Origin of the sequence: Micromonospora sp. NBC_01740, assembly GCF_035920365.1 — a bacterium.
Classification (GTDB): Bacteria; Actinomycetota; Actinomycetes; order Mycobacteriales; family Micromonosporaceae; genus Micromonospora; species Micromonospora reichwaldensis.
This window is the reverse complement of record NZ_CP109150.1, coordinates 1,888,115-1,904,703: the sequence shown is the minus strand read 5'-3', so window position 1 is coordinate 1,904,703 and position 16,589 is coordinate 1,888,115. Positions and strand designations below refer to the sequence as shown.

Annotated in this window: 14 protein-coding genes; all 14 read right to left on the bottom strand. The window is 71.4% G+C overall.

Features of this window, described 5'->3' with window-relative positions:
* Position 1: 1 nt before the first annotated feature.
* Complete coding sequence (gene nuoH / locus OG989_RS09175; protein WP_132232110.1) at positions 2–1,357, bottom strand: NADH-quinone oxidoreductase subunit NuoH; 1,356 nt, start codon at positions 1,355–1,357, stop codon at positions 2–4.
* A complete protein-coding gene (locus OG989_RS09170) occupies positions 1,354–3,870 on the bottom strand; it encodes an NADH-quinone oxidoreductase subunit G (RefSeq protein WP_151454891.1) in 2,517 nt (838 codons plus the stop codon). The genes nuoH and OG989_RS09170 overlap by 4 nt, the downstream gene beginning before the upstream one ends.
* Positions 3,870–5,186 carry an NADH-quinone oxidoreductase subunit NuoF gene (gene nuoF, locus OG989_RS09165; RefSeq protein WP_132232114.1) on the bottom strand — a complete coding sequence of 439 codons (1,317 nt, stop codon included), beginning with the start codon at positions 5,184–5,186 and terminating at the stop codon, positions 3,870–3,872. Before nuoF ends, OG989_RS09170 begins: the two co-directional genes overlap by 1 nt.
* Positions 5,183–6,340 (bottom strand): NADH-quinone oxidoreductase subunit NuoE, encoded by a 1,158-nt coding sequence (gene nuoE / locus OG989_RS09160; RefSeq protein WP_327030273.1) that lies wholly within the window; start codon positions 6,338–6,340, stop codon positions 5,183–5,185. The genes nuoF and nuoE overlap by 4 nt, the downstream gene beginning before the upstream one ends.
* On the bottom strand, positions 6,337–7,662 hold the full coding sequence (locus OG989_RS09155) for an NADH-quinone oxidoreductase subunit D (protein ID WP_151454890.1): 1,326 nt from the start codon (positions 7,660–7,662) through the stop codon (positions 6,337–6,339). The genes nuoE and OG989_RS09155 overlap by 4 nt, the downstream gene beginning before the upstream one ends.
* A 52-nt stretch (positions 7,663–7,714) precedes the next feature.
* Positions 7,715–8,452 (bottom strand): NADH-quinone oxidoreductase subunit C, encoded by a 738-nt coding sequence (locus OG989_RS09150; protein ID WP_151454889.1) that lies wholly within the window; start codon positions 8,450–8,452, stop codon positions 7,715–7,717.
* Positions 8,449–9,126, bottom strand: coding sequence for a NuoB/complex I 20 kDa subunit family protein (locus tag OG989_RS09145; protein WP_132232122.1), 678 nt, complete (start codon positions 9,124–9,126; stop codon positions 8,449–8,451). Before OG989_RS09145 ends, OG989_RS09150 begins: the two co-directional genes overlap by 4 nt.
* A 14-nt stretch (positions 9,127–9,140) precedes the next feature.
* Positions 9,141–9,506, bottom strand: coding sequence for an NADH-quinone oxidoreductase subunit A (locus OG989_RS09140; RefSeq protein ID WP_111134310.1), 366 nt, complete (start codon positions 9,504–9,506; stop codon positions 9,141–9,143).
* A gap of 192 nt (positions 9,507–9,698) precedes the next feature.
* On the bottom strand, positions 9,699–10,976 hold the full coding sequence (locus OG989_RS09135; protein ID WP_132232124.1) for a geranylgeranyl reductase family protein: 1,278 nt from the start codon (positions 10,974–10,976) through the stop codon (positions 9,699–9,701).
* A 148-nt stretch (positions 10,977–11,124) separates the two neighbouring features.
* A complete protein-coding gene (locus OG989_RS09130) occupies positions 11,125–11,355 on the bottom strand; it encodes a hypothetical protein (RefSeq protein WP_121397089.1) in 231 nt (76 codons plus the stop codon).
* 65 nt (positions 11,356–11,420) lie between these two features.
* On the bottom strand, positions 11,421–12,131 hold the full coding sequence (locus tag OG989_RS09125) for a demethylmenaquinone methyltransferase (RefSeq protein WP_151454888.1): 711 nt from the start codon (positions 12,129–12,131) through the stop codon (positions 11,421–11,423).
* 115 nt (positions 12,132–12,246) lie between these two features.
* On the bottom strand, positions 12,247–13,488 hold the full coding sequence (locus tag OG989_RS09120; protein ID WP_327030271.1) for a cell wall anchor protein: 1,242 nt from the start codon (positions 13,486–13,488) through the stop codon (positions 12,247–12,249).
* A 223-nt stretch (positions 13,489–13,711) separates the two neighbouring features.
* Positions 13,712–14,917 carry an LPXTG cell wall anchor domain-containing protein gene (locus tag OG989_RS09115; RefSeq protein WP_327030270.1) on the bottom strand — a complete coding sequence of 402 codons (1,206 nt, stop codon included), beginning with the start codon at positions 14,915–14,917 and terminating at the stop codon, positions 13,712–13,714.
* Between the two features lie 351 nt (positions 14,918–15,268).
* Positions 15,269–16,459, bottom strand: coding sequence for a cyclic dehypoxanthinyl futalosine synthase (mqnC, locus tag OG989_RS09110; protein WP_327030269.1), 1,191 nt, complete (start codon positions 16,457–16,459; stop codon positions 15,269–15,271).
* Positions 16,460–16,589: the final 130 nt, after the last annotated feature.

Sequence of the window (16,589 nt, the reverse complement as noted above, 5' to 3'; positions counted from 1 at the left end):
GTCACACCTCCCTGGAGTCCGGGCCGGCGGCGATGTTGGCCGGTTCCCGCTCGGCGACCACGCGCCTCGTGCGCGGGCTCGGTGGTACCTGCAGGTCCATCGGGGGCAGCGGGAAGCTGCCGTGCGGCCGGTCGTTGACCTGCTCCTGGACCGTCGGCTTCGGCTGCTGCTTCCGGCTCGGCCAGAGCAGCGTGGCGAGCAGCAGGATGCCGGCGGGGATGCCGACGGCGATCAGCTTGCTGCGCGAGTCCCAGTCCTCGATCGAGCGCAGGCCGGCCAGGACCAGGATCCAGACCAGGTTGATCGGGAGCAGGACCTTCCAGCCGAAGCGCATGAACTGGTCGTAGCGCAGCCGGGGCAGGGTGCCCCGCAGCCAGACGAAGACGAACACCAGCATGACGACCTTGCCGAAGAACCACAGCATCGGCCACCAGCCGGAGTTGGCGCCCGCCCAGATGCTGGTGATCGGCCACGGCGCGTGCCAGCCGCCGAGGAAGAGCGTCACGGTGAAGGCCGACATGGTCACCATCGCGACGTACTCGCTGAGCATGAAGAGCGCGAACTTCAGGGAGCTGTACTCCGTCTGGAAGCCCGCCACCAGCTCCGACTCCGCCTCGGGCAGGTCGAACGGCGCCCGGTTCGTCTCACCGACGATGGCGATGAAGAACATGATGAAGCTGGGGAGCAGCAGGAGCGCGTACCAGCCGGGGGCCGGGATCTCGAAGCCCCCGATGCTCAGCCGGGTGCCGTCGCCCTGGGCGGCGACGATCCCGCTGGTCGACATGGTGCCGGCGGTCATGAAGACCGCGACGACGCTCAGGCCCATCGTGACCTCGTACGAGACCAGCTGGGCGGCGGAGCGCAGGCCGCCGAGCAGCGGGTACGTGGAGCCGCTGGCCCAGCCGCCGAGCACGATGCCGTAGACGGCCAGCGAGGAGAGTGCCAGCACCACCAGCACCGCCACCGGCACGTCGGTGACCTGTAGCGGCGTCCGGTGCCCGAAGATGCTGACCATCGGCCCGAACGGGATCACCGACAGCGCGGTGATCGCGCAGACCACCGAGATCACCGGGGCGAAGAAGAAGACGACCTTGTCGGCGGTCCGCGGGAGGAGGTCCTCCTTGAAGGCGAGCTTCAGGCCGTCGGCGAGGGTCTGCAGCAGACCGAACGGGCCGGCCTGGTTGGGGCCGGGTCGCACGGCCATGCGGCCCACGACCCGGCGCTCGAACCAGACGCCGAGCAGCGTGGCCAGCACGGCGACGACGAACGCGAAGACGATCTTGCCGAGGACCAGCCACCAGGGATCCCGGCCGAAGTCGGCCAGCGTCGGATCCTGGGCCAGGTAGACCGCGTTCACTGCTGTACACCTCCTGCGTTGAGGAGCGGGCCCGGGCGGTCCGCCGCGTCGGCGGCGACCGCGGCGGCGGAGATCCGCACGAGCGCTCCGGACGTCGCGCCGAGGCTGCGTCGCACGGTCGAGCCGGGCGAGTTGGTCGGCAGCCAGACGACGCCGTCCGGCATCTCGGTGATCGCCGCCGGCAGGGTCAGCGCCCCCCGGTCGGTGCCCACCGTCACCGGGTCGCCGTCGGCGACGCCGAGCGCCTCCGCGGTGCCCTTGCCCAGCCGGACCACCGGCGGGCGGGCGGTGCCGGCGAGGTGCTCGTCGCCGTCGGTGAGGCTGCCCAGGTCGATCAGCTGGTGCCAGGTGGCGAGCACCGCCTCACCGGCGCCCGGCTCCCGCACCGCGGCCGGCTCCACCGACGGGGTGGCGGGACGGTCGGTCCGGGTCCGCGGCAGCGCGCCCAGCTCGCGGCGGACGCTGAGCACGTCACCGGTGCCGAGCTGCACGTCGAGCTGCGCGGCGAGCGCGTCCAGCACGCGGCCGTCGGTCATCGCGGCGGTGCGCAGAACCGCCTCGAAGGTGCGCAGCCGGCCCTCCCAGTCCAGGAAGCTGCCGGCCTTCTCGACCACCGGGGCGACGGGGAAGACCACGTCGGCCCGCCGGGCCACCGCGCTCATCCGTAGCTCCAGGCTGACCAGGAACGGCACCTCGTCCAGGGCCTTCTCGGCCAGCCGCGGGTCGGCCAGGTCGGCCGGGTCGACCCCGGCCACCACCAGCGCGCCGAGCTGACCGCCGGCGGCGGCGGCGAGGATCGCGTCGGTGTCCCGGCCGGCCTGGCTCGGGATCACCCCGGCGGGGATGTCCCACGCCTCACCCAGCTCGGCCCGGGCGGCCGGCTCGTTGACCAGGCGGCCGCCGGGAAGCAGGTTGGGCAGGCAGCCCGCGTCGACCGCGCCGCGGTCACCCGCGCGCCGCGGCACCCAGGCCAGCTTCGCGCCGGTACGCCGGGCCACGTCGGCCGCCGCGGAGAGGCCGCCCGGCACGCTGGCCAGCCGCTCGCCGACGATCAGGATCGCGCCCTCGGCGCTGAGCGCCTCGGCGACCGTCGCGTGCTCGGCGAGCACGGTCGCCTCCTCGCCTGGCACCACCCGGGCCAGCTTGGCCCCGAGCTTCTCCAGGCCGCGGGTGGCGAACGGCGCGATCGCGTAGACCGTCAGCTTCTTCTTCAGGTACGCCTTGCGCAGCCGCAGGAAGAGGATCGGGCACTCCTCCTCCGGCTCCAGCCCGACCAGCACCACGGCCGGCGCCTTCTCGACGTCGGCGTACGTGACGTCGGTGACCCCGGCGACCGAGCTGGCCAGGAAGTCCGTCTCCTCGCGGGAGACCGGCCGGGCCCGGAAGTCGACGTCGTTGGTGTTCAGCGCGACCCGGGCGAACTTCGCGTACGCGTAGGCGTCCTCGACGGTCAGCCGACCGCCGGTGAGCACCGCCGTGCCCCGTCCGCCGTCCCGCGCCGCGCGCAGCCCCTCGGCGGCGACGGCCAGCGCCTCGCTCCACGCCGCCTCACGCAGCTCGCCGGTCTGCGGGTCGCGGACCAGCGGGGTGGTGAGCCGGTCGAAGGCACGGGTGTACTGGAAGCCCCACCGCCCCTTGTCGCAGTTCCACTCCTCGTTCACCGCCGGGTCGTCGCCGGCCAGCCGGCGCAGCACCTTGCCCCGCCGCCAGTCGGTGCGCTGGGCGCACCCGGCCGAGCAGTGCTCGCAGACGCTCGGGGAGGAGACCAGGTCGAACGGCCGGGCCCGGAACCGGTACTGGGTGCCGGTCAGCGCGCCGACCGGGCAGATCTGCACCGTGTTCCCGGAGAAGTACGAGTTGAAGGGAACGTCGCCGGAGTCGGCCCCGGCGTCGGCGCCGGGGCAGCCCGCGCCCGTCTCCACGCCGTAGTCCTCGTCCCGGTAGATGTTGATCTCTTCGGCGGACGACCGGCCCATCAGGTCGATGAACTTGTCGCCGGCGATCTCCTCGGAGAACCGGGTGCAGCGCTGGCAGAGCACGCAGCGCTCGCGGTCGAGCAGCACCTGCGTGCTGATCGGCAGCGGCTTCGGGTACTCCCGCTTGTGCTCGTGGAACCGCGAGTCGGAGCGTCCGGTGGACATCGCCTGGTTCTGCAGCGGGCACTCGCCGCCCTTGTCGCACATCGGGCAGTCGAGCGGGTGGTTCAGCAGCAGCAGCTCCATGACCCCCTCCTGCGCCTTCTTGGCGACCGGAGAGGTGAGCTGGGTGCGTACCACCATGCCGTCGGCGACGGTCTGGGTGCAGGAGGCGACGGGCTTGCGCTGCCCCTCCACCTCGACCAGGCACTGCCGGCACGCGCCGGCCGGGGCCAGCAGCGGGTGGTCGCAGAACCGGGGGATCTCGGTGCCCAACTGCTCGGCGACCCGGATCAGCAGCGCCCCCTTCGGGGCGGTGACCTCGACGCCGTCGATGGTGAGCGTGACGGTCTCGGTCTGCTTCGCTACGTCGGTCATTAGTGGGCTCCCACCAGCTGCTTGTCCGACAGCTTCGGCGCGGTACGTCCCTCGATGTAGTCGAGGTAGTCCTGCTTGAAGTACTTCAGCGACGAGGTCACCGAGCTGGTCGCGCCGTCACCCAGGCCGCAGAACGAGCGGCCGAGGATGTTGTCGCAGGTGTCCAGCAGGGTGTCCAGGTCCTCGTGGGTGCCCTGACCGGCGAGGATCCGCCGGTAGACCCGGACCATCCAGTAGTTGCCCTCGCGGCACGGGGTGCACTTGCCGCACGACTCGTGGTGGTAGAACTCCAGCCACCGGTACGTCGCGTAGACCGGGCAGTCCTGGTCGGAGAAGATCTGGGTGGCCGTGGTGCCGAGGATCGAGCCGGCCGCCGCCACCCCCTCGAAGTCCAGCGGCACGTCCAGGTGCTCGGCGGTGAGCAGCGGCGTCGACGAGCCACCCGGCGTCCAGAACCGCAGGTTGTGACCGGGCTGCATGCCGCCGGCCAGCTCGATCAGCTCCCGCAGGGTGACGCCCATGCCGCACTCGAACTGGCCGGGGTTGGCGATCCGGCCGGAGAGCGAGTAGATCATCGGGCCGGACGACTTCTCCGTGCCCATGGTCTTCCACCAGTCGGCGCCGCCCAGCACGATGTAGGGGACGCTGGCGATGGTGCCGACGTTGTTGACCACCGTCGGGCTCGCGTACAGGCCGTGGGTGGCCGGGAACGGCGGGCGCAGCCGGGGCTGGCCCCGGAAGCCCTCCAGCGAGTCCAGCAGCGCGGTCTCCTCGCCGCAGATGTACGCCCCGGCGCCCGAGTGCACCACCAGCTCCAGGTCGTACCCGGAGCCGAGGATGTTCCGGCCCAGGTAGCCCTTGGCGGTCGCCTCCCGCACGGCGTTGCGCAGCCGGCGCGCGGCGTGTACCGCCTCGCCCCGGATGTAGATGTAGGCGCGGCTGGCCCGGATCGCGTACGACGCGATGATCACGCCCTCGACGAGGGCGTGCGGGTCGTGCGTCATCAGCGGGAGGTCCTTGCAGGTGCCCGGCTCCCCCTCGTCGGCGTTGACGACGAGGTAGTGCGGCTTGCCGTCGCCCTGCGGGATGAACCCCCACTTGAGACCGGTCGGGAAGCCGGCGCCGCCGCGACCGCGCAGGCCGGAGTCCTTGATCAGCTGGATCAGGTCGTCCGGGTGCGCCTTGAGCGCCTTGCGCAGGGCCGCGTAGCCGTCGAGCTTCTCGTAGGTGCCGATCCGCCAGGCGTCCGGCGACAGCCAGCGCTTGGTGAGTACCGGCGTCAGCTTGGCCAGGGTCTCCGGCCGGGGAGTGGTCACTTCTGGACCCCCGTCTCGCTCGCGACGGCGGAGCCCGCGCCACCGGCGCCCGCCTCGGCTTCCTTGAGGTTGCGCTGCTGCGCACCGGCCGCGTCGCCGGCGGGCTTGCCGTCGCCGGCCGGCGCGTTGGCCGCCGCCCCGGCGGCCTCCGCCTCCTGCGCGTCGCGGGGAGCCGGCGGGGCGCCGTCCACCGGAACCTTGGTGCCCGGGGCGTCCGGCACGGCGGTCGCCGCGTCGGGCTGGCGGGTCTCGGCGGTACGCACCTCGGGCGACTTGGCGTCCGGCGCCTTGACGTCACGGGTGGTGCTGCCGGCCGCCTCGGCGGCGGGTGCGGGCTCGCCGGTGCCCGCGTTGCCCTTGGCGGGCCGGGTGCCGTTGCCGCTCGGGGCCGGCGCGGCCTTGGCCGGCTCCGGCGCCGGCTTCGCGGCCTCGCTCCGGGCCTTCGCCTCGGCGGCGGCCTTGTCGGCCTCGGCCTTGCTGCGGATCGGGGTGTTCGGGTCGAAGCCCGGCACCGAGATGCCGTGCTCCTGCGCCAGCCGCAGCCCCCGCAGGGTGGGCTCTCCCGGCCCGCCGTCGGCGACCGCGCCCTCCCGCTCGTCGGCGAAGCCGGCGAGCTGCACCGCCATCTCCTTGAGGGTGCAGAGCCGGGCGCCCCGGGTCGGCATCGGCCGGCCACCGGCGCGCAGCTCGTCGACGACGCCGCGTGCGGTCTGCGGGTCCACCCCGTCGAAGAAGTCGTAGTTGACGGTCATCACCGGGCCGTAGTCGCACGCCGCCAGGCACTCGGCGTGCTCCAGGGTGATCTTGCCGTCGGCGGTGGTCTCGTCGTGCCCCACGCCGAGATGCTCGGCGAGGGTGTCGTAGACCTCCTGGCCGCCGAGCACGTTGCACATCGTGTTGGTGCAGACGCTCACCAGGTAGTCGCCGGTCGGCCGGCGCTTGTACATGGTGTAGAAGGTGGCGACCGCCCCGACCTGGGCCTTGTTCAGGCCCAGCACCTCGGCGCAGAACGCCACGCCGGCCGGGGAGACGTAGCCCTCCTCGGACTGCACCAGGTGCAGCAGCGGCAGCAGCGCCGACCGGGACCGATCGGCCGGATAGCGGGCGATGATCTCCCGCGCCCGTTCGCGGGTCTCGTCAGTGAACACACTCATCGGTCACAACCACCCATCACGGGGTCCAGCGATGCCCCACCGGCGATCACGTCGGCGATCAGGCCGCCCTCGGCCATCGCCGGGAGCGCCTGGAGGTTGACGAAGCTCGGCTCCCGGTAGTGCACCCGGTAGGGCCGGGTGCCACCGTCGGAGACGGCGTGCACGCCCAGCTCGCCGCGGGGCGACTCGATGCCGACGTAGACCTGGCCCGGCGGCACCCGGAAGCCCTCGGTGACGAGCTTGAAGTGGTGGATCAGCGACTCCATCGACTGACCCATGATCTTCGCGACGTGCTCCAGCGAGTTGCCCATGCCGTCGACGCCGATGGCGAGCTGCGCCGGCCAGGCGATCTTCTTGTCGGCCACCATCACCGGGCCCGGCTTGAGCCGGTCCAACGCCTGCTCGACGAGCTTGAGCGACTCCCGGATCTCGGCGAGCCGGACCAGGTAGCGGCCCCACACGTCGCCGTCGGTGTGCGTCGGCACGTCGAACTCGTACGTCTCGTAGCCGCAGTACGGCATGGTCTTGCGCAGGTCCCAGGCGAGGCCGGCCGAACGCAGCACCGGACCGGTCACGCCGAGCGCGAGGCAGCCCGTCACGTCGAGCACCGCGACGTTCTTCGTCCGCTCGAGCCAGATGGGCTGCCCGGAGAGGAGGTTCTCGTACTCCTTGAGCCGCTTCGGCAGCAGCTTCAGGAACTCGCGGATCTTGACGATCGCCTCGTCCGGCACGTCCTGGGCCACACCGCCCGGCCGGACGTACGCGTGGTTCATCCGCAGGCCGGTGATGATCTCGAAGATCTCCAGGATGTACTCACGCTCGCGGAAGCCGTAGAGCATCATGTTGATCGCGCCCAGCTCCATGGCGGTGGTGGCCACCCAGACCAGGTGCGAGGAGATCCGGTTCAGCTCCATCATCAGGACCCGGATGGTGTTCGCCCGCTCGGTGATCTGGTCGGAGATCCCGAGCAGCTTCTCCACCGCCAGCGCGTACCCCGTCTCGTTGAAGATCGGGGCGAGGTAGTCCATCCGGGTCACGAAGGTGCTGCCCTGGACCCAGTTGCGGTATTCGAGGTTCTTCTCGATGCCGGTGTGCAGGTAGCCGACGACCGAGCGGGCCTCGCGGACCGTCTCGCCCTCCAGCTCCAGGACCAGCCGGAGCACGCCGTGCGTCGACGGGTGCTGCGGACCCATGTTGACGACGATCCGCTCGTCGTTGATCGGGTCGGTCCCCGAGACGACGCTGTCCCAGTCCCCACCGGTGACGGTGAAGACCTTCCCCTCGGTGGTGTCGCGCTCGGTGGCGTAGTTCGACGTGGTCACAGTGCCGGCCCTCCGTTCACGACTGCGGGGCTCGCAAGCTCACTCCTCGCGCTCACTGGTAGGACCTCCTCCGGTCCGGCGGCGGGATCTCAGCGCCCTTGTACTCGACGGGTACGCCGCCGAGCGGGTAGTCCTTGCGCTGCGGGTGCCCCTCCCAGTCGTCCGGCATGAGGATCCGGGTCAGGTTGGGGTGACCGTCGAAGACGATGCCGAACATGTCGTACGCCTCGCGCTCCTGCCAGTCCGCCGTCGGGTAGATCGACGTGACGCTCGGCAGGTGCGGGTCCTCGGCGGAGACCGCGGCCTCCAGCCGCACCGTGCGGCGGTAGGTCATCGAGGTGAGCTGGTAGACGACGTGCAGGCGGCGGGCGTCGGCGCCGAGGTAGTCGACCCCGGAGACCGAGGAGCAGAGCTCGAAGCGGAGCGCCATGTCGTCGCGCATCACCTGGCAGACCTCGGCGATCCGCTCGGGGCGGATGTGCAGGGTCAGCTCGCCCCGGTCGACCACGACCTTCTCGACGGCGTCGGCGAAGTCCGGGTACGCCTCCTCCAGCGCGTCGCGGACCTCGTCGAAGTAGCCCCCGTACGGCCGGGGCGCATCCTCGATGGTCCGGCGCTGGCGGACGAGGCCGCCGAAGCCGGACACGTCGCCGGAGCCCTGGTTGCCGAACATGCCCCGGCCGGCCGGGCTGGCCGGGGGGTACTCGGCGGGTGCGGTGCTGCTGGCACCGGCCGGCGTGACCGGCACCGGCACGCCGCCGTCGTCTTGCCTGTCCTGAGGCGCGGTCACTTCTGGACACCCCCGTGCTGCAGGTGGTTCTGGGCCTTCATCCAGTTCTCGATCCGCAGCTGCTCCTCGCGACCCTCACGGACCGCCTTGGTCCACTCGGCCCGCCGGGCCTTGTCGCTGCGGTACGACGACGGCATCGAGCCGTAGGGGACGACCGGGACGTCGCCGCGGGCCTTGCGCGCCTCGAGCATCTTGCGGCCGTTCGGGCCGAGCGGCTCGTGCCCGATCTTCTCGCGCAGCTTGAGGACCGCGTCGATGAGCATCTCGGGCCGGGGCGGGCAACCGGGCAGGTACATGTCGACCGGGACGATGTGGTCGACGCCCTGCACGATGGCGTAGTTGTTGAACATGCCGCCGCTGCTGGCGCAGACGCCCATCGAGATGACCCAGCGGGGCTCCGCCATCTGGTCGTAGATCTGGCGCAGCACGGGGGCCATCTTCTGGCTCACCCGGCCGGCCACGATCATCAGGTCGGCCTGCCGGGGCGAGGCCCGGAAGACCTCCATGCCCCAGCGGCCCATGTCGTAGTGCGGACCACCGGCGGCCATCATCTCGATCGCGCAGCAGGCCAGACCGAAGGTGGCCCCCCAGACCGACGTCTTCCGCGACCAGTTGACCAGCTTCTCCACCGAGGTGAGCAGGACACCGGCGGGAAGCTTCTCCTCGATACCCATCTGAGGTTCCTCCCTCAGTCCCAGTCCAGGCCGCCACGCCGCCAGACGTAGGCGTAGGCGACGAAGACAGCGACGATGAACAGGACCATCTCCACGAAGCCGAAGATCGGCAGGGCGTCGAACGAGACCGCCCAGGGGTAGAGGAAGATGATCTCGATGTCGAAGACGATGAAGAGCATCGCCGTCAGGTAGAACTTGATCGGGAACCGGCCGCCGCCGACCGGCTGCGGGCTGGGCTCGATGCCGCACTCGTACGCCTCGAGCTTGGCCTTGTTGTAGCGCCGGGGACCGGCGAAGCGGGCAGCGGCCACGGAGAACAGCGCGAACCCCGCGGCGAGGGCGAACAGCCCGATGATCGGTGCATAAGGCGAGAGCGACATCGTTTTCTCCTGCTCGTCCTTCCCTGCCCCTGGTCCTTGTCAAAAATCACACTATTCACGTCCCTCGCGACGGTCGTCGGCGGGGGTCGATCTCCCCTGTCCGCACCTGCGGTCATCGCAGACCGTGGACGGGGCCGTCACACGGGGCTGCCTTCGTCGCGACCGCGGGCGCTCGCAGGCTCGTTCCTCGGGCTACACGGCGGGCGCCACTCTCGTCATCGTGTTGATGACGCGGTCCATCGCGTCCCCGTCGCGGGGGTCGGTCAGGTTGGCCAGCAGCTTGAGCACGAAGCGCATCAGCATCGGGTGCGGCATCCCGTGCTTCGTGGCCATCCGCATGATCTCGGGGCGGCCGATGAGCTTCACGAAGATGCCGCCGAGCCGGTAGTAGCCGCCGAAGCGGAGCTTCAGCTCCGTCGAGTACGCCGTCAGCGCACGCTCCCGGTCCGCGCCGGCCGGGCGCGCGAGCGCCTGCACGGCGACCTCCGCGGCCAGCTCGCCGGACTCCATCGCGTACGCGATGCCCTCGCCGTTGAACGGGTTGACCATGCCGCCGGAGTCGCCGACCAGCATCACGCCCCGGGTGTAGTGCGGCACCCGGTTGAAGCCCATGGGGAGCGCGGCGCCGAGGATCGGCCCCTCCGCGTTCGCCTCGTCGGTCATGCCCCAGTCGGCGGGCGTGTTGGCCAGCCAGTCGGTGAGCAGCCGGCGGTAGTTGGTCTTGCCGAACGCGGACGAGGAGTTGAGCACCCCGAGGCCGACGTTGACCCGGCCGTCGCCTAGCCCGAAGATCCAGCCGTACCCGGGCAGCAGGTTGTCGCCGCTGTCCTTGCTGCGCAGCTCGAGCCAGGACTCCAGGTAGTTGTCGTCGTGCTTGGCGGGCGAGCGGTAGTAGCGCCGGACGGCGACGCCGATCGGCCGGTCCTCGCGCTTGGCCAGCCCGAGGGCGAGCGGGAAGCGGCCGGAGACCCCGTCGGCCGCGACGACCAGCGGCGCGTGGAAGGTGGCGGGCTCCTTGCCCGGGCCGACCTCCGCCTCGACGCCGGTGACCCGGCCGTCCGGGCCCAGCACCGGGCCGGTGACGTTCACGCCGGTACGCAGCTCGGCGCCGGCCTCGACGGCGCGCCGGGCGAGCAGGTCGTCGAAGTCGAGCCGGGTGCGCACCAGGCCGTAGTTGGGGAAGCTCGCCAGGTCGGGCCAGTCCAGCTCCAGCCGGACGCCGCCGCCGATGACCCGCAGGCCCCGGTTGTGCAGCCAGCCCGCCTCGGGCGAGGTGTCCACGCCCATCCGGATGAGCTGCCGCACCGCGCGCGGGGTCAGCCCGTCGCCGCAGACCTTCTCCCGGGGGAACTCGGTCTTCTCCAGCAGCAGCACCCGTACGCCGTGCCGAGCCAGGTGGTATGCGGTAGCCGACCCACCGGGACCGGCGCCCACGACGATCACGTCGGCGTCATGCTCCACCGCGGCCATCCCGCGCCTCCTCCCGCATGCTCGTGAAATGCTTCACAAGCCAGACGGTGGGAGTCTATGACCGACGTCATGACCACGCCGGACCAGGGGTACCTAACTTGCCGGAGACACGTCGGCCGAGGTCGGAGGCGGGGCGCCGGGGCGGGCCTCAGTGCCGGGCGGAGGCGGCCGGATCCAGGCCGGCGTCGTGCCGGATCGTCTCCGGCAGGTGCTCGCGCAGCGCGCCGCCGGCGGCGCGGTCCAGGGCGGCCAGCACCTCGGCCACGACCTGACGGACGTCGGCGGGATCCGCGCCGGCCAGCTCCTTGAGCTGGGCGATGAGCTCGGTCGCGTCGTCGTCGGTGGCCTCCGCGCCGACCGCCTGGTGTCGTCCCGTCATGGGGGCGAGCTTACGGAACAAAGTGGAGCAAAAACGGATATTCAGGGAAAGGGCGCCGAACAGGTCTAGACGCGCACCGCGCGGTGCAACGCCGCGATCCCGCCGGTCAGGTTGCGCCAGGCCACCCTGCCCCAGCCCGCCGCGCCGATCCGCGCGGCCAGGGCCGGCTGGTCGGGCCACGCCCGGATCGACTCCGCCAGGTAGACGTACGCGTCGGGGTTGCTGGAGACGGTGCGGGCCACGCTCGGCAGCGAACGCATCAGGTACGACAGGTAGACCGTGCGGAACGCCGGGTTCACCGGGGTGCTGAACTCGCACACCACCAGCCGGCCGCCCGGCCTGGTGACCCGGGCCAACTCCCGCAGGGCGGCGTCGGTGTCGTTCACGTTGCGCAGCGCGAACGAGATGGTCACCGCGTCGAAGCTGGCGTCGGCGAAGGGCAGCTTCAACGCGTCCCCGGCCAGCAGCGGCACCTGGGGACGGGTGCGCTTGCCGACGCGCAGCATGCCGAGGGACAGGTCGGCGCCCACCGCGTACGCGCCCGACTGGGCCAGTTCCTCGGTGGACACGCCGGTGCCGGCGCCCACGTCGAGCACCCGCTCACCAGGCCGCAGGTCGAGCGCGGCCCGGGTGGCCCGGCGCCAGAACCGGTCCTGCCCGAAGGAGAGGACGGTGTTGGTCAGGTCGTAGCGAGCCGCCACGCCGTCGAACATCGCGGCGACCTCGTGCGGCTGCTTGTCCAGGTTGGCGCGCTGGCCCTGCGGGGTACGGCTCACCCCTCCACTCTGCCAGTCCGGCCCACGCGGGCGGCCGGTGGGTCGGCCGCCCCACCACCCCGGACACGCCGCGGGGGCGGGATGGTCGCCCACCCCGCCCCCGCGTCGTCGTACGTCAGTCGGTCGACTTCTCGTCGCCGGGCGCCACCAGGACGACCCTGCGCCGCCGGGAGAGCAGCAGCAGCGCGCCGCCGGCCAGCAGCACGGCCGCGCCGATGCCTCCGATCAGCCCGGCCTGCACGCCGGTCACCGGCAGCCCGCCGTCGCCGCCGCCACCGCCACCGGGGGTGGTGGTCGGGGCCGCCGTGGGTACGCCGGTCGGGGTCGCCGTCGGGGTCGGCGTCGGCTCACCGGTCGGGGTCGGGGTCGGCTGCGCCGACAGGTCGACGAAGGCCTCGAAGAACGTGTGGTTGTCCCCCATGTCGGCCTCGGAGAAGGCCTTCCGCTGCGCCTGGCCGGCGATCCGCGGCTCCTCCTCCGGCTCGCCCTCGGCGACGTCCAGCCCGTACGCGAAGAGGTCGCCCTCCCGCAGCACCGGCTCGGTCACGTCGTCGCCGACCTTCACCGTCACGTCGGCGGTGTAGTACTGCCCCCGGCGGATGGTCGCGCCGGCGTCCTCGCAGAACGCCTGCTCCTTGCCGAGGTACACCTGCGTGACGCAGCCCTGCGGCACCGTCACGAAGCTCACACCCGCCGGGAGGGTGATGCCGTAGAAGACGCCGGTCGCGGGCCGGCTGCCGTCGTTGTAGACCGCCCAGTCCAGCGGGACGGTCTCGCCCCGGCGCACCGGCCTGAGGTCCGGCTCGTCGGCCACCGCGCCGTTGACCACGACGCCTGCCTGGACGTCCTGCGCCCAGGCGGTGAGGTCGTAGCCGGGCTTCGTCACGGTCACCGGCACGACGACCTTGTCGCGAACCTTGCCCCCGGGCGTCGCGGTGACGACGTGGACGACCAACTTGCCGCCGTCGCCCCGGCCGCCCGTGCTGAACAGCGGGACGCCGAAGTCCTTGCTGGTGCCGGCGGGCAGGTCGCCGAGGGAGCACTGGTAGAGGTGGCTCTCGATGGCGCGGCAACCCTCGGGCACCAGGAAGCCGACGCGCTTCTCCTTGAGCTGCTGGGTGTTGACCCGCAACGAGACGTCCTCCGCCGTGGCCGTGCCGGCGTTGGTGACGGTGAACTTGAACGGCTTGCTCCGGGCCGCGTCGACACCCTTCGCGAGCTGAGTGCTGATCGGGATCAGGGCGAGGTCCGGCCCGTCGGCGGCCTGGGCGGGAACGGCGACGGTGGTCAGGCCACCCGCCGCGAGGAGTGCCACGGCACCGGCGCGGGCCAGGGCCGAGCGATGGAACAGGGTCATCGGTCCCCCGGGGGGTTAGGGAAGAAACGGATGGTTGCGGAACCCGGGCGGACGCTATCGAAGGTCGAAGCGGCACGCCAGCAGGGAGATCGTGTTTCATCCGTCCGGCCGATCCGGTCGGACGGGACGGCCCGACGCACAGCGGGGGCGGGATGGTCACCCATCCCGCCCCCGCTGCCGTGCGTTATGTGAACGACCCTCGCGGGTCGATGGAGGACGACCGTCAGGCCGTCGGCTTCTCGTCGCCCGGGGTCACCAGGACGACCCGGCGCCGCCGCGCCACCATGAACATGGCCGCGCCCGCGATCAGCACCGCGCCGCCGATGCCGCCGATCAGCGTGGTCTGCGCGCCGGTGACCGGCAGGCCGCCGTCGTCGTCACCGCCGCCGCCCGCGCCGCCCTTGGCCGCGACGATCACGGCGTACGCGTCGGAGTTGTCGGTGGCGTCCACGTCGGTCGCCCGCAGGCCGGTGACGTTCTCCGGCAGGGTGACCGCAGCCGCCCGCATCCGGCTGGGCGCGGACCCGACCGGCTCGACGCTGACCAGACCACCCTTGAGGGCACCCGGCTTCACGTCCGTCGCCACGTCGAACACGTGGTAGAAGCCGTAGGCCGAGTAGAGCTTGTCCTCGGGGTTGGTGTCCTCGTCCTGCGGGATCAGGCCGAAGTTGGCGTAGGTGCAGGTGAAGGTGGACTTGTCGGCCGCGTACTCGCAGCCCGGCTCCACCTCGGTCGGGGTGACGCCCTTGGGCAGCTTGACGCTGATCTTCAGACCGGCGGCGGCCTTGTCACCCTGGTTGGTGATGAAGTACGTCAGCGCCGAGCGGCCGCCCGCGTGCAGGTCGCCGGAGTAGACCGGGTTGCCGTCGACGATCTTCACGGCCTGCTTGACGTCCTCGGCGACGACCGAGAGGTCCGGCCCGCTGGCGTCGGAGAAGTCCAACGTGGCGGTCTTGGTGTTGTTCGCCGCGTTGGTGTCGTCCTTCGAGATGAGCTTGAAGGAGAGCGGGGCCTTGTAGGTGCCCTCGGCCTCGAACTTGAACAGGACGATCGGCAGGTCGGTGGTCTCACCCGGGCCCGGCAGGCCCTTCTCCGTCGCGTGGCAGATGAACGCGGTCGGCTTCTCCCCGACGAGCTCGATGTCGCAGCCGTCCTCGACGGCCGGCACGGCGGCGACCTTGTCGAAGTCGACCTTGGACACGTCCACCCGCACCGACAGTTCGCTCGGGGTGTTCTTGCCGGTGTTGGTCACCTTGGCGTAGGCGAACTTGCCCTGCGCGTTGGCGGCGACCCGCGTGCCGGCCACCTCGATCGCGAGGTCCGTCTCCGTGCCCGAGGCGTGAGCCGGGCTACCGAGGACGGTCAACGCGCCGGAGGCGAGCAGCGCGCCGGCGCCGATACGCGCCAGCGAACGGTTACGGAAGATCATGGAAGAGTTCCCCCCGTTGGGGTGAAGGAAAGGTACGGCCGGGGACGTTAGCGGTAAGCGATCACGCCCGCCACCCCGCAGGACGGGCGCGTTGAACAGCCTGGCTAAGAATCACTTAAGGAATGCCCGGATTGATATGTCTTGCTGCCCCGGCCACCCCGACACCGACTCCGAACGGCAATCTAATTGAGATCAACGGCCGACGGGAATTCACCCGATCGGACAGCCGAGCGACTCATTTACCGTCACTTTCCGTATTCCCATGATCCACGCAGTGGTCCACGTACGACGACACCCCACCGCCGGACGGCGGTGGGGTGTCGGTGGTGCGGGTGCCTGCGGACGCCCCGCTCAGCGGGCGTCGACCAGCGGCAGGGACTTCCCGGCGCCACCGCCCGGCATGGCGATCGAGGAGAAGTGCGAGACGACCCGCTCGTCGGTCGGGTCGTCGGCCGGGGTGCGGTGCACGGCCAGCCGGTTGTAGAGGGTGTCGCGCTGGGCGGGGATCCGGTCCGCCGAGCGGATCATGCCGATCAGCTCGTGCAGGTTGGAGCGGTGCCGCGCGCCGGCCGAGGAGATGACGTTCTCCTCCAGCATGATCGAGCCGAGGTCGTCCACGCCCATGTGCAGGGCGAGCTGCCCGACGTCCTTGCCGGTGGTCAGCCAGGACGCCTGGAGGTGCGGCACCGTCTCGAAGAAGAGCCGGGCCACCGCGACCAGCCGCAGGTACTCCAGGGTGGTGGCCTGGGTCCGGCCCTTGAGGTGGTTGTTCTCCGGCTGGTACGTCCAGGGGATGAACGCCCGGAAGCCCTTCGTGCGGTCCTGCACGTCGCGGATCATCCGCAGGTGCTCGATCCGCTCGGCGGCGGTCTCGCCGGTGCCCATCATCATGGTGGCGGTCGACTCGACGCCCTGCCGGTGCGCCAGCTCCATGACCTCCAGCCAGCGCTCGCCCGACTCCTTCAGCGGCGCGATGGCCTTGCGCGGGCGGGCGGGCAGCATCTCCGCGCCGGCGCCGGCGATCGAGTCCAGCCCGGCCGCCTTGATCCGGGCGATGGCCTCGTCGAGGCTGACGCCGGAGACCTTGGCCATGTGCAGGATCTCGCTGGGGCCGATCGAGTGGATCGCCAGCTGCGGGTACGCCTTCTTGACCGAGGAGAACAGCTCCTCGTAGTACTCCACGCCGTAGTCCGGGTGGTGCCCGCCCTGGAGCATGACCTGGGTGGCGCCCAGCTCGACCGCCTCGCCGCAGCGGCGCAGGATCTCCTCGGTCGGGTGGGTCCAGCCCTCCTTGTGCTTGGGGGCCCGGTAGAACGCGCAGAACTTGCACGCCGTCACGCAGACGTTCGTGTAGTTGATGTTGCGGTCGATCAGGTACGTGACGACGTTGTCCGGGTAGCGGCGTCGGCGCACCGCGTCGGCGGCCTCGCCCAGGGCGTGCAACGGCGCCTCGGTGTAGAGCAGCAGGGCCTCCTCGGGCGTGATCCGCCCGCTGTCCGCGCCACGCTGCAGGATGTCGTCGATCTCCCGGCTCACACTCACCCCCCGAGCCTACGTCGCCCGCTCAGGGGACCGGTCGATGGCCGCCGAACAGCCCGCCCGGCGGCGCGTCGGGTGTGACGGTGTTCACCCTCGCCGGTGGTGCGGCGCCGCCCGTCCGACGACGGACGAC

What these genes read in the sequence shown, in the direction of transcription:
- OG989_RS09170 (WP_151454891.1), bottom strand. Translation starts at nt 3,870, where the DNA reads ATGACCGACGTAGCGAAGCAGACCGAGACCGTCACGCTCACCATCGAC.
- nuoE (WP_327030273.1), bottom strand. Translation starts at nt 6,340, where the DNA reads ATGAGTGTGTTCACTGACGAGACCCGCGAACGGGCGCGGGAGATCATC.
- OG989_RS09145 (WP_132232122.1), bottom strand. Translation starts at nt 9,126, where the DNA reads ATGGGTATCGAGGAGAAGCTTCCCGCCGGTGTCCTGCTCACCTCGGTG.
- OG989_RS09140 (WP_111134310.1), bottom strand. Translation starts at nt 9,506, where the DNA reads ATGTCGCTCTCGCCTTATGCACCGATCATCGGGCTGTTCGCCCTCGCC.
- OG989_RS09135 (WP_132232124.1), bottom strand. Translation starts at nt 10,976, where the DNA reads ATGGCCGCGGTGGAGCATGACGCCGACGTGATCGTCGTGGGCGCCGGT.
- OG989_RS09130 (WP_121397089.1), bottom strand. Translation starts at nt 11,355, where the DNA reads ATGACGGGACGACACCAGGCGGTCGGCGCGGAGGCCACCGACGACGAC.
- OG989_RS09120 (WP_327030271.1), bottom strand. Translation starts at nt 13,488, where the DNA reads ATGACCCTGTTCCATCGCTCGGCCCTGGCCCGCGCCGGTGCCGTGGCA.
- OG989_RS09115 (WP_327030270.1), bottom strand. Translation starts at nt 14,917, where the DNA reads ATGATCTTCCGTAACCGTTCGCTGGCGCGTATCGGCGCCGGCGCGCTG.